At 70.0% G+C, this 12,594-nt stretch carries 12 protein-coding genes; 10 read left to right on the top strand and 2 right to left on the bottom strand.

Annotated elements, in window-relative coordinates:
- Positions 1-23: 23 nt before the first annotated feature.
- Complete coding sequence (locus ND450_RS14405) at positions 24-710, bottom strand: FadR/GntR family transcriptional regulator (protein WP_253326636.1); 687 nt, start codon at positions 708-710, stop codon at positions 24-26.
- Between the two features lie 78 nt (positions 711-788).
- Here ND450_RS14405 and ND450_RS14400 point away from each other — a divergent pair, with 78 nt between their 5' ends.
- Genes ND450_RS14400 through ND450_RS14380 form a run of 5 tightly spaced genes read left to right on the top strand, consistent with a single transcriptional unit; the run spans position 789 to position 6,182 of the window.
- The gene (locus ND450_RS14400) at positions 789-2,051 is read left to right on the top strand and encodes an ABC transporter substrate-binding protein (protein WP_253326635.1); all 1,263 of its coding nucleotides are present in this window, start codon (positions 789-791) and stop codon (positions 2,049-2,051) included.
- A gap of 1 nt (position 2,052) precedes the next feature.
- Positions 2,053-2,889 carry a carbohydrate ABC transporter permease gene (locus ND450_RS14395; RefSeq protein ID WP_253326634.1) on the top strand — a complete coding sequence of 279 codons (837 nt, stop codon included), beginning with the start codon at positions 2,053-2,055 and terminating at the stop codon, positions 2,887-2,889.
- Position 2,890: 1 nt separating this feature from the next.
- On the top strand, positions 2,891-3,712 hold the full coding sequence (locus ND450_RS14390; RefSeq protein WP_253326633.1) for a carbohydrate ABC transporter permease: 822 nt from the start codon (positions 2,891-2,893) through the stop codon (positions 3,710-3,712).
- Positions 3,709-5,658 carry an alpha-galactosidase gene (locus tag ND450_RS14385; protein WP_253326632.1) on the top strand — a complete coding sequence of 650 codons (1,950 nt, stop codon included), beginning with the start codon at positions 3,709-3,711 and terminating at the stop codon, positions 5,656-5,658. Before ND450_RS14390 ends, ND450_RS14385 begins: the two co-directional genes overlap by 4 nt.
- Positions 5,655-6,182 carry a hypothetical protein gene (locus ND450_RS14380; protein WP_253326631.1) on the top strand — a complete coding sequence of 176 codons (528 nt, stop codon included), beginning with the start codon at positions 5,655-5,657 and terminating at the stop codon, positions 6,180-6,182. The genes ND450_RS14385 and ND450_RS14380 overlap by 4 nt, the downstream gene beginning before the upstream one ends.
- On the opposite strand, the gene ND450_RS14375 is transcribed toward ND450_RS14380, so the two are convergent.
- Positions 6,165-6,755, bottom strand: a complete 591-nt coding sequence (locus ND450_RS14375; protein WP_253326630.1) for a bifunctional 4-hydroxy-2-oxoglutarate aldolase/2-dehydro-3-deoxy-phosphogluconate aldolase — start codon at positions 6,753-6,755, stop codon at positions 6,165-6,167. The two genes, ND450_RS14380 and ND450_RS14375, sit on opposite strands and share 18 nt — an antisense overlap.
- Positions 6,756-6,827: 72 nt before the next feature.
- On the opposite strand from ND450_RS14375, the gene ND450_RS14370 reads away from it, so the two are divergent.
- The 5 genes from ND450_RS14370 to ND450_RS14350 all read left to right on the top strand — a co-directional run bounded on the left by ND450_RS14370 (position 6,828) and on the right by ND450_RS14350 (position 12,553).
- On the top strand, positions 6,828-8,840 hold the full coding sequence (locus ND450_RS14370) for a glycoside hydrolase family 27 protein (RefSeq protein ID WP_253326629.1): 2,013 nt from the start codon (positions 6,828-6,830) through the stop codon (positions 8,838-8,840).
- Between the two features lie 10 nt (positions 8,841-8,850).
- Positions 8,851-9,531 carry an SDR family NAD(P)-dependent oxidoreductase gene (locus ND450_RS14365; RefSeq protein ID WP_253326628.1) on the top strand — a complete coding sequence of 227 codons (681 nt, stop codon included), beginning with the start codon at positions 8,851-8,853 and terminating at the stop codon, positions 9,529-9,531.
- Positions 9,528-10,670, top strand: coding sequence for a galactonate dehydratase (dgoD, locus tag ND450_RS14360; protein WP_253326627.1), 1,143 nt, complete (start codon positions 9,528-9,530; stop codon positions 10,668-10,670). The genes ND450_RS14365 and dgoD overlap by 4 nt, the downstream gene beginning before the upstream one ends.
- Before the next feature lie 106 nt (positions 10,671-10,776).
- A complete protein-coding gene (locus ND450_RS14355; protein WP_253326626.1) occupies positions 10,777-11,847 on the top strand; it encodes an NAD(P)/FAD-dependent oxidoreductase in 1,071 nt (356 codons plus the stop codon).
- Positions 11,848-11,983: 136 nt separating this feature from the next.
- Positions 11,984-12,553 carry a helix-turn-helix transcriptional regulator gene (locus ND450_RS14350; RefSeq protein WP_253326625.1) on the top strand — a complete coding sequence of 190 codons (570 nt, stop codon included), beginning with the start codon at positions 11,984-11,986 and terminating at the stop codon, positions 12,551-12,553.
- The last annotated feature ends 41 nt before the right edge of the window (positions 12,554-12,594 follow it).

The raw sequence follows: 12,594 nt of genomic DNA, 5'->3' as shown, positions 1-12,594 counted from the left end.
GATGGTGTCGTATCGATTAAGACTCAGCGCAGCCGGTCGAGGTCCGCGCCGGACTTGTCGACCAGTGCCCGCATCGCCTCGTAGGCCGCCTCGGGGTCGCGGGCCTTGATGGCGTCCAGCACTTCGCGGTGCGACGGCACCGGGTCGTCGTCCACGGTCCCGTGCACCAGCTTGTCCCGCTCCGCCAGGCCGATCGCGATGATCCGCTCGACCTGGGTGAGGAACGTGTTGTGCGTGGCGGCCATCAGCAGCCGGTGGAAGTCGAGGTCCGCGCGGACGGTCGCCGCGAGGTCCCTGGCGGACGCCATGCGGTCCAGGGCAGCCGAAAGGGCCTCGATGTCGGCGTCGGAGGCGCGTTCGGCGGCCAGGCGGGCGGCGGCGGGTTCGACGATCACCCGCATCTCGGTCAGTTCGCCGAAAAGTCCCTGGTCCGGGCCGGCCTGGGTCTGCCAGCGCATCACGTCGGTGTCGAGCAGGTTCCAGGACGAGCGCGGCTGGACGAACGTGCCGCGCTTCTGGCGCGCGTCGATCATGCCCTTGGCCGACAGCACCTTCAGGGCCTCGCGCAGCGCCGTCAGTGAGACGTCGAGCTCCTCGCGCAGTGCGGGCAGGTCGAGCGTGTCGCCCTCGCCGATCTCGCCGGCCAGGATCCGGCCCGCCAGTGCCTCGACGGTCTGGCCGTGCACGCCGCGCAGCCGCTTCTCGTTCATGGGGTCAGAGCATACGGCACATCATAAATTATGAATTATTCTTGACATGATCATGACGTGGGCGCAACCTAAACCGCCATGGACAGGCGTCACTTCCTCCGCGTCACCGCCGCCGCGGGTGCCGGGCTGCTGGTCAGCGGCACGGCTTCCTGCGCCACCTCGGCGTCCTCCGGCCCGGTCGCCCAGACCGCGGGCACGGCCACGATCCAGTCGAACCTGTCGGCGCCCGCGGCGAAGGCGGCGATCGACGCACTGGTGAAGGCGTTCAACGACAAGAAGGGCGCGCAGGCCTCGGTCAACACCGTGGCCTCCGAGACCTTCCGCACCCAGCTGCCGAGCTACCTCACCTCGGCGAACCCGCCCGACCTCTTCACCTGGTACCCCGGTGCGCTGCTCAAGGGGTACGAGGAGAAGGGGCTGCTGCTCGACATCAGCGACGTCTGGCAGACGATGGGCGACTACCCCCAGTCGTTCAAGACGTTGAGCGGCAGGGTGTTCGTGCCGACGACTTACTACTGGTGGGGCTTCTTCTACCGCAAGTCCCACTTCGCGAAGTGGGGCGTCACCCCGCCGAAGACGTGGACCGAGTTCGTCGACCTCTGCAAGGCGTTGCAGGGCAAGGGCGTCATCCCGCTCGGCATGGGCGCGGGCTCGGACTCGCCGTGGACGGCCGCCGCCTGGTTCGACTACTTCAACATCCGCGTCAACGGCGCGCCGTTCCACCGCGAACTGCTGGCGGGCAGGCAGAAGTTCGACGACCCGAAGGTCAAGGCGATCTTCACGCCGTGGCGCGAGGTACTCCCGTACACCGACCCCAACGGCACCGCGATCGGCTTCCAGGAGGCCACGACCGCGATGCTGCAGGGCCGCACGGGCATGCTGCTCACCGGCGCGTTCTTCGCCGACGCGGCGCCGAAGGACGCGATCGACGACATCGACTTCTTCCGGTTCCCGATCATCGACCCGAACGTCCCGCTGGCCGAGGAGGGCCCGACCGACGGGTTCTTCGCGAGCGCCAAGTCACCGCACGTGAAGGAGCTCAAGGAGTTCCTGACCTACGCGGCGACCGCCGAGGGGCAGGAGGTCTACATCAAGGCCTCGTCCGGCACGGTCCTGCCGACGCACCCCGGCGCGAAGGACTCCGGCACACCGCTGGTCCAAAAGGGACGCGCACACCTCAAGGAGGCCGCGGAGATCACCCAGTTCTTCAACCGCGACTCCAGTGACGCGTTGCAGCCCACCGCCGACGCCGCGCTGATCAGGTTCCTCCAGCAGCCCGACCGGCTGGACGCGATCCTCGCGGACTGGCAGAAGGCCGCGCAGCAGGTGTGGTCGAGCTGACATGACCAGGAGCTCCACCAGGGTCCCTCCGATCCTGCTGCTGTTCGTGCTCGTCCCCCTGGCGGTGGAGGGTTTCTGGGTCTTCTGGCCCGCTCTGCAGGGTTTCTGGCTCGCGCTGACGAACTGGGACGGCGTCTCGCCGCCCCGGTTCGTCGGGCTCGGCAACTACGCCAGGATGCTCGACGACCCGGTCTTCCACACCGCCGTCACCAACACCGCGATCTGGCTCGTGCTCTTCGGCGGCCTGTCCGCGGTAGGCGGCCTCGGCTTGGCCGTGCTGCTGCAGAAGGAACGGCGTGGCGTCGGCGTCTACCGCGCCGCGCTGTTCGTGCCCGTCGTGTTCTCGCTGGTCGCGACCTCGCTGATCTGGCAGGTGCTCTACCAGCCGGGCGGGATCTTCGACAGCAGCCCGCTGGCCGACCCGGACACCGCGATCTACGCGGTGCTGGTGCCGGCGCTGTGGCGGCAGGTCGGGTACGTGATGGTGCTCTACCTGGCCGGGCTGAAGGGCATCGACCCCGGTCTGTACGAAGCGGCCACTTTGGACGGTGCGACCGCCTGGCAGAGGTTCCGGCACATCACGTGGCCGCAGCTCGGCTCGGTCAACTCGGTGGTGCTGTCGGTGATCGTGATCGACTCGCTGCGGTCGTTCGACGTGGTGTGGTCGATGACGCGCGGCGGGCCCTACCACTCGTCCGAGCTGCTCAGCACGTACATGTACTCGACCGCCTTCCAGTCGCTGAAGCTCGGCTACGCGTCCGCGCTGGCCGTCGTCATCTTCGTGCTGGCGTTCGGCGTGATCGTGACCTACCTCGTCCGCGCGTTCCGGGAGAACTGAGATGTCCAGCCGCACTTCTGGCCGCGTCTTCCACGCCGTGGCGGGCACGATCTCCGTGCTCTGGCTGCTGCCGATCGCGGCCGTGCTCGTCACCGCGGTGCGCGGCTTCGACGACATCGCCGCCAACGGGCTCGCGTCGTTCCCGCGGTCGTTCACCCTCGCCGGGTTCGCCGACGCGTGGACCAACGGCGGCTCGGGCGCGATGTGGAACAGCGTGCTGGTCACCGTGCCGACGGTGTTCCTCTCGCTCGCACTGAGCTCGGCGGCCGCGTACGCGTTGAGCCGCTTCGCGATCCCGGGCCGGCGCACGATCATCCTGCTGATGCTCGCGGGCAACCTGTTGCCCCCGCAGATCCTGCTGGTGCCGGTGTCGAGGCTGACCGAGGTGCTCGGCATCTACGACACGCTGTTCGCGCTGGTGGTGGTGCAGGTCGGCTTCGGGCTGGGCTTCTACACGTTCGTGCTGCAGGGCTTCATGCGCGCGATGCCGAACGAGGTGCAGGAGGCCGCCACCATCGACGGTGCCGGGCCGGTGCAGATCTTCTGGCGGATCGTGCTGCCGATGACGAGGCCCGCCCTGGCGGCGCTCGCGGCCCTGGCGTTCACGTGGATCTTCAACGACCTGCTGTGGGCGATCACCGTGCTGCGGTCTTCGTCCGTGATGCCGGTGACCCCGGCGCTGCTGGCGTTGCAGGGCCAGTACGTGTCGAACTGGAACGTGATCGCGGCGGGGTCGGTGATCGCGGCGATCCCGACCGTGGCGGTGTTCCTGCGCTTCCAGCGGCACTTCATCTCCGGACTCGCGGTGGGAGCGGTGAAATGAACCAGTGGACGCTGCGGATGGCCACGACCTCGTACACGGTGGCCGTCGAACCGGGCGGCCGCTGGGCCGAGCTCGTGGCCTGGGGCCCGCACGGCGTCGAGCAGGGCCCGTCCGCCTACGCGAACCTCGGCGACATCCACTTCATCACCGAGGCCGACGCGGCCCCCGTCGAGTACGCCCCGCGCGGCCGGCGCCCGTTCACCGGCGCGGACCTGGAGGTGGACGGCGACTCGTGGCCCACCTTCGAGGAAGCTTCGGAAGCCGATGGCGTGCTGAGGCTGGCGTTCACGGACGAGGTCGCGGGCCTGCGAACCGTCCTCTGCTACCGCCCCGAGCCGGGCGTCGACGTGCTGGCCCGCTGGGCCGAGGTGACGAACACGCGGGGCGAACCCGTCCGGCTCACCAGGATCGGCTCGGCCGGCGTGTGCCTGCCGGTGCGGCGGCCGACGCTGTCGTTCCTGCACGGGGAGTGGTCGCGCGAGTTCCAGCTGGACCACGTCACCCTCCCGGCCGGCGGGTTCCGCATCGGCAGTTCCTACGGCGTTCCCGGGCACAACTACGCGCCCTGGCTGTCCGTGGACGACACGTGGGGCGTGTCCCTGGCGTGGAGCGGTTCCTGGGAGATCACGGCCGAGGTGGAACCGTCCGGCCTCACCCGCGTGCGCGCAGGGGTGCTCGGCCCGGTCGACCTGGCACCGGGGGAGACCTTCACGACGCCTGAACTGGCGCTCGCCTGCTCGGACGACCTGCCCCGCGTCTGGCACGCCTACGACCGCTCGCGTTCCCGGCCGGCCCGCAAGCCCGTGCTCTACAACTCCTGGGAGGCCACCGGTTTCGAGGTCGACCTGGAAGAGCAGCGCGATCTCGCCCGCATCGCCGCCGACCTGGGCGCGGAGCTGTTCGTGGTGGACGACGGCTGGTTCACCGGCCGCCACGACGACACAGGTGGCCTCGGTGACTGGTACCCGGAGTCACCGGACTTCGGCGCGTTCGTCGACGACGTGCGCGCGCTGGGCCTCGAGTTCGGCCTGTGGGTCGAACCCGAGGCCGTCAGCCCGAAGTCGCAGCTCTACGCCGACCACCCGGACTGGGTGTACCGGCTTCCCGGCCGCGAGCCCACGCTGATCCGCAACCAGATGCTGCTCAACCTGGGTCTGCCGGAGGTGTACGAGTTCGTCGTCTCCACTTTGGACAGACTGCTGACCGAGTGCGGGATCAGCTACCTGAAGTGGGACATGAACCGCCCCGCCACCGAACGCGCCCCTGAGTTGGACAACGCCCACGTCCGCAACTACTGGCGCGTGCTCGACCACCTGCGCTCGAAGCACCCGCACGTGCTGGTCGAGGGCTGTGCGGGCGGCGGCGGCCGCACGGACCTCGCCACCACCGGTCGCGTGGACGTCGTGTGGCCGAGCGACAACACGGCACCTTTGGACCGCCTGAAGATCCAGCACGGCTTCCTGCACATGCACGCACCGCACCTGATGTCGTCGTGGGTGACGGACGCGCCGGGCGTGTTCGACACACGGCCGCGTTCGCTGAAGTTCCGGTTCGTGCTCGCGATGGCCGGTGTGCTGGGCATCGGTGCGGACGTGCGGGAGTGGTCGCCGGAGGAACGTGCCGAGGCCGCCGGGCTGATCGCCCGGTACAAGGAGATCCGGGACGTCGTCCACGGCGGTGAGGCGCACCTGCTCGGGGAGGGCGCCATCCAGTACTGCGGTGAAGATCGGGTTGTCGTGCTGGCCTGGCACACCGGTTCGCTGACCGGTGTGCCTCTCGTGCCCGGGCAGTCGTCCCGGGTGAGGCTGCGCGGGTTGACCGCGTTGTCCTATGCGGACGACGACGGTCAGGTGTACTCGGCGGCGCACCTGACCCACGTCGGGCTGCCGTTCGGGTGGACCGCCACGAACGACGCCGACGTGGTGGTTCTGACACCGGTACGGTGAACCCACTGGACTGGGGGGTTCACATGGAGAAACAGCACTTCGTCATCGTCGAGGAAGACGACGGGCGGGAGCCCGCCTTCTGGCGCGAGTGGGTCGATGAGGTCGGGGAAGAAAAGGGCGAACTTTACTTTTTCGGGGAAGCCTGGCGGTCGTCATCCAGGTACTACCGGGCGACCAGACCGCGCGGGTTCTACTCGGTGCGCGCGGTCACGGCTGAGGAGGTGGTGCGGCTCCAGGGTGAGCAGCTCAGGCGCATGGCCGCCTGCGATCCGGCTTACCTGGGATACCGCTACTACGCGTTGCTGGACCGCCGACCCTTGGACAACCCGAACGGGCTGGTGCGGCTGTGGACGACCCGGTACAGCGGCATGGGCGAGCAGCGGTTCCTGATCGGGCAGGGGTGGCGCGACAGCTGGATGTACCGCGAGGACTGGCAACGTGACCGGGTGGACGGCGACTTCGTGCTGATCAGTCCGGACATGGCCAAGCAGATCATCGAACGCTGGTCAGCGCCTCAGCAGTGACCTGATCTCCTCGATCGGCGTGCGGGCGAGAGCCGACCCGACCCCGCACGCCACCGCCCCGGCCTCCAGCCAGGCCGGAACATCAGCCGGAGCAACGCCACCAGTGGGCACCAGGGGCGCGTACGGCAGCACCGCGAGCACATCCTTCACCCACTGCGGCGTCGGTGCGGGGAACACCTTCACCGCGTCGGCCCCGGCCTCCAGCGCCTGCACGACCTCGGACACCGACCCGGCCCCGGGCAGCACCGCGGCCCCGTACCGGTGCCCGGCCCGGATCACCGACTCCTGAAGGTTCGGCGCCACCAGGAACTGCGCTCCGGCCCGCACCGCGGCCACCGCAGACGCCTCGTCCAGCACGGACCCGGCGCCGATCGTGGCGGCGGGGTAGTGCGCGCGCAGGTGCCGGATCGCCTCCAGGGCGCCGGGGTTCGTCAGAGGCAGTTCGAGGGACGTGATGCCCGCGTCCAGCAACGGAACGGCGGCCTGGACAGCGGAGTCGGCGGACGCGGTGCGCACGATCGCGATGATGCCCTGCCGCACGACTGCCTGGGTGATCTCGTACCGGTAGCTCACGCCCGCCAGCCTACTACACATAAATTAGGAATTATTCTTGACACTGCCAACGAGCACGGGGAGGCTCACGGCATGTCCGTTCGCAGAGTCGCGTTGGTCATCGCCTTGATGTCCTTGGTGGCGACACCCGCATACGCAGGTGACGACCAGGGAGCGCCCACCTACTACGACAGTGGTGTTGCCAAGACCCCGTACATGGGCTGGAACACGTATTACGGGCTCGGTGCGCCGAGTGAGAAGGAGATCCGGAGCATCGCCGACTTCCTGGTGAGCAGCGGGATGCGCGACGCCGGGTACCGGTTGCTGTGGATCGACGGCGGCTGGACCGCCCCGGCGCCGCGCAATGCGCAGGGCGACCTCCAGGAGGACCCCGCGAAGTTCCCCAGCGGCATCAAGAAGCTCGTCGGCGACCTGCACGCTCAGGGCTTCAAGGCGGGCATCTACACCGACGCGGGTCCTTCCGACGGCAAGAACTGCGCGGCCGGCAGCGGTGGCGGCTACTACGAGAAGGACACGAAGCGGTTCGCCGAGTGGAAGTTCGACGCGGTCAAGGTCGACTTCCTGTGCGGCATCGCGGCGAACCTCAAGCCCGCGCAGGCGTACGCGGACTTCAGCAAGGCGGTGAAGAAGGCCGGGCGGCCGATGATCCTCAACATCTGCAACCCGGTCACCAGCGAGTGGGGCGTCCCGCACACGCCGGACCAGACCGCGGACATCTCCTACACGTTCGGGCCGCTGCACGGCGACTCGTGGCGCACCACCACGGACATCGCGTTCGGCACGCCGTACGAGGGCATCTGGCGCGACGTGCTGCGCAACATGGACCGCAACGCCGCACACCCCGAGGCGAACGGACCCGGCCACTACAACGACCCCGACTACCTGATCCCCCTGCGCAAGACGCAACAGGGCACCTACGAGCTCAACGAGGAGGAGTCGACCTCGCAGTTCGTGATGTGGGCGCAGATGTCCTCGCCGCTGATCATCGGCTCGGACCCGCGCACGCTGCCGCCGTCGATGGTCAGCACGCTCAAGAACCCGGAGATCCTCGCGGTCGACCAGGACCCGCTGGCGATCCAGGGCGTCCGGGTCGCCACGACCGGTGACACCGACGTCTACAGCAAGGTGTTGTCCCGCCGGGGAGAGCGCTCGGTCGTGCTGCTCAACCGCCGCGACGTCCCCGCCGAGATGACGGTGGACTTCTCCGCGGCGGGCTTGAAGGGCACGGTCTTCGTGCGCGACCTGCGCGCTCGTGCCGATCGTGGCACGGCCACGGGCAGGTACACCGTGACGGTTCCTCCGCACGGCACCGCGATGCTCAAGTTGCGCGGCACCGACCTCGTGCCCGGTGAGGCGGTCGGTTCCGACGCCACCGCGTCGCCCGCGATCGCCCGGCTCGGCGACGAGGCCCTGGTGTTCAGCCGCGGCACGGGTGGCGAGCTCCGCATGCTCCGTGACGGCAGGTGGTCGGGTCTCGGCAAGACGATCCAGGGCCAGCCCGCGGTCCGCGCCGCCGGCACGGACGTCGAGGTGACCGTGCGCGGCAACGACGACCGCGCCTGGCAGCGAACACTCCACAACGGACGCTGGGGCGCGTGGAAGTCGTTGGGCGGCAAGCTCACCGACGCGCCCTCGGTCGCAGCGGACGGCACGGTCGTCGCCCGGGGCGAGGACGGGAGGGTCTGGTCCTACAACGGCACCTGGACCTCGCTCGGCGCACCGGGTGACGACCCGATCTACGGCAGGCCCGGCGTCGCCGGTGGCCAGGTGGCCGTGCGGACCGCCGCCGACGTCGTGTGGGTGCGCCCCGTCGCGGGCGGCGAGTGGACGTCACTCGGAGGCGTGATCTCCGGCAGCCCGACGCTGGTCGAGTTCCAGGACCGGATCTACCTGTTCGCCCGGGCAGGCGACTACACGCTGTGGCAGATCAACGCGTCCGGCGGGGTCTGGGGCGGCTGGTTCAACCGGCCGGAGTTCCCGAGCAACTCGCTCGTCGGCGCCGTCGGTGCCACTGCTGGTCCGGACGGCTCCGCGTGGACGGTCGTGCGCGGGCCCGACAACAAGGTCTACCGGCAGAAGCTCTAGGAGAACGTGCATGAAGTGCGCGGTGGTGTCGGGTGCGGGTGCCGGAATCGGTGCCGCGACGGCGAAGCACCTGGCGGACGACGGGTACCGGGTCGTCGGCGTCGACCTGCGCGGTGACGTGGCCGTGCGGGGGGACGTCAGCGACCCGGAGACCTGGCGGCGGGCGCTCGACCTGTGCGACGGTGCCGTGGACGCGTTGGTGAGCAACGCTTTCACGGTCGCGGTCAAGCCGTTGGACGAGACGACACCGGACGAGTGGGAACGCCAGCTCGCGGTCAACCTCGGCGGCGCGTTCCACGGCCTGCGAACCCTCTTGCCGTCGTTGCGCGCACGTCGTGGCTCGGTCGTGCTGGTCTCGTCCGTGCACGCGCACTTCGGCATCCCCGGCCACGGCGCCTACGCGGCCTCGAAGGGCGGGCTGGTGGCGCTGACCCGCCAGCTCGCCGTCGAGTACGCGCCCGACGTCCGGGTCAACGCGGTGCTGCCCGGTCCCGTGCTGACGGCGGCGTGGGACCGGGTCTCTCCCGAGGACCGGGAACGCAGTGCCCGAGCCACCCCGGCCGGACGCCTCGGCGACCCGGCCGAGGTGGCCTCGGTGATCGGTTTCCTCCTGTCTCCGGCGGCGTCGTTCGTGACGGGCGCGGAGCTTCTGGTCGACGGCGGCTGGTCCGCGGCGAAGGACTCCTCATGAAGGTGACGGCGGTCGAGACGTTCCTGGTCGAGCCCCGCTGGCTGTTCCTCAAGGTGAGCACCGACGAGGGGGTGAGCGGCTGGGGCGAGCCGGTCGTGGAGGGCAGGGCCGAGACGGTCCGCGCGGCCGTCCACGAGCTGTCCGAGTTGGTGATCGGCCAGGACCCGCTGCGCGTCGAGGACCTGTGGCAGGTCCTGCGGCGCGGCGGTTTCTACCGCGGCGGCCCGGTGCTGTCGTCCGCCTTGTCGGGCTACGACCACGCGTTGTGGGACATCGCGGGCAAAGCACGCGGGCTGCCGGTCCACGAACTGCTCGGCGGCCCGGTCCGCGACCGCGTGCGCGCGTACTCGTGGGTGGGGGGCGACCGCCCCGACGGCGTGTTCGAGGCGGTGTCGCGGCAGGTCGCGACCGGCTTCAGCGCCGTGAAGATGAACGCCACGGCGGAGATGCGCCCGATCGCCTCGCCCGCCGACGCCGGCGCGGTGCTCGCTCGTGCCCGTGAGGCGCGGGAAGCCCTTGGACCGCAGGGAGATCTCGCGATCGACTTCCACGGCCGGGTCTCGCCCGCCATGGCGCGCAGGCTCGTGCGGATGCTCGAAGAAGTGCAGCCGATGTTCGTCGAGGAACCGGTGTTGCCCGAACTCCCGCCCGACGTGCTGGCGTCGGTCGTGCAGGCGTCGACCGTGCCGATCGCGACGGGGGAGCGGCTCTTCTCACGCTGGGAGTTCAAACCGGTGCTGGACGCCGGCGTCGCCGTCGTGCAGCCCGACCCGTCGCACGCCGGCGGCATCTCGGAACTGCGCCGGATCGGGTCGCTGGCCGAGGTGTACGGGGCGTCGATCGCGCCGCACTGCCCACTCGGGCCGCTCTCGCTGGCGGCGTCGCTGCAGGTCGCGTTCACCACGCCGAACTTCCTGATCCAGGAGCAGAGCGCGGGCATGCACTACAACGGCACCGACCCGGCGTACTTGGTGGACATGGCACCGGTGCGGGTCGTGGACGGCTGGATCGCGCGCCCGACCGGCCCCGGGCTGGGCGTCGAGGTCGACGAGGCGGCGGTGCGGCGCGCGGCCGAGACCGGGCACGCGTGGCGCTCGCCGATCTGGCGGCACGACGACGGGTCGTTCGCCGAGTGGTGACAGCGGCTGCCAGCCCCTGTCAGTGACGTGTGCGGGCCGTACCAGCGGGCTGGGTGAACCTGGTCGTGCCGTCAGGGAGGCGGCTCGATCTCCAGGGGAGCACTTCATGCACGTCACGATCATCGGCGCCGGACTCGGCGGTCTCACGCTCGCCCGCGTGCTGCACGTCCACGGCATCCCGTCCACCGTCTACGAGGCGGAGGAGTCGCCGACGGCGCGCTCGCAGGGCGGCATGCTGGACATCCACGACTACAACGGGCAGATCGCCGTCGAGGCCGCCGGCCTGATGGACGAGTTCCGCGCGCTGGTGCTGCCGGGCCGGGAGGCCATGCGGGTGCTGGACTCGGGCGGCGCCGTCCTGTTCGAGAAGGGCGACGACGGCACGGGCGGCCGTCCCGAGGTCCAGCGCGCCGACCTGCGCCAGATGCTGCTCGACTCGGTGCCCGCCGGCACCGTTCGCTGGGGGTGCAAGGTGACCGGCGTCCTCGGCAGGACGGTCACGTTCGCGGACGGGGCCACTGTGGACGCGGAACTGCTCGTCGGCGCGGACGGCGCCTGGTCCCGCGTCCGACCGCTGCTCTCCGACGCGAAGCCCGAGTACGCCGGTGTCTCGTTCGTCGAGACGTACCTCCACGACGCCGACACCCGGCACCCCGAGGTGGCGAAGGCGGTCGGCGGCGGCTCGATGTTCGCACCCGGCCAAGGCAAGGGGATCTTCGCGCACCGGGAGGCGGGCGGCGTCCTGCACGCGTACGTGGAGTTCACCCGCCCGGTCGAGTGGTTCGGCGACCTGAGCCACATCACCGCGGAGTTCGAGGGCTGGGCGCCCGAGCTGACCGCGTTGCTCACCGAGTCCGACACCACCCCGGTGTTCCGGCCCCACTTCACGCTGCCTTCCGGGCACCGCTGGGAACGCGTGCCGGGCGTGACGCTGATCGGCGATGCCGCGCACCTCATGCCGCCCAACGGCGAAGGTGCCAACCTGGCCATGCTCGACGGTGCCGAGCTGGCCCGGGCCCTCGCCTCGCACGACGACGTCGAGACCGCGCTGGCGACGTTCGAGGAGGCGATGTTCGTGCGCGCGGTCGAGACCGCCGAGGAGTCCGAGGAGATGCTGCAGAGCCTGTTCGGCGACGAGCCGCCGCAGAAGCTGCTCGACCTGCTCATCGACGCCTGACGACGAAGGCCAGCAGGACCGCCATGAGGGCCGCGCCGGTCCACGTGGCGGTCCGCCATCCCTCCACGAAGGACCCTCCGGAGTCCACGGCCGCCACGCCAAGCACGATTTGTCTCTGAGGCATACGATCATGCGCATGACGCAAGAAGACGGCGACCTGGACGGCCTCGTGCGCAAACGGATCCGCGCCCTGCGTGTCGCCCAGGGCTGGTCGCTGGACGAACTGGCGACCCGCGCCCGCCTCAGCCCGTCGTCCCTCAGCCGCATCGAGAACGGTCAGCGCCGCCTGGCCCTGGATCAGCTGGTGACGCTGGCACGAGCCCTCGACACCTCGCTGGACCAGCTGGTCGAGACCGACACCGACGACGTCATCGTCAGCCCGATGCTCGACGGCGCACACGGCACGATGCGCTGGCCGATCAAGGCCGAGCCGGGCATGACAGTCATGCGCCAGCGGATGACGAGCCCACCACCGGACAACCCGGCCATGCTGCGCGCGCACTCGGGCCGCGAATGGCTGGTCGTGCTGTCGGGGGTGGCCGTGCTGTTGCTGGGCAACCGCCGGTTCCGCGTGGAGACGAACCAGGCGGCCGAGTTCCCCACGATGCTGCCGCACGCCATCGGCACCGCGGGTGGGCCGTGCGAGATCCTCGGGATCTTCGACCGGGAGGCGCGGCGCGGCCACAACGCGGACCGCAAGGCCTGATCTTGCGTGGTTGGCATGCGGTGGGATGAGCGTCTTGCTGA

Origin of the sequence: Lentzea sp. HUAS12, assembly GCF_024125735.1 — a bacterium.
GTDB lineage: Bacteria > Actinomycetota > Actinomycetes > Mycobacteriales > Pseudonocardiaceae > Lentzea > Lentzea albida.
The sequence above is the reverse complement of the archived record's forward strand: the minus strand, read 5'-3'. Positions and strand labels throughout refer to the sequence as shown.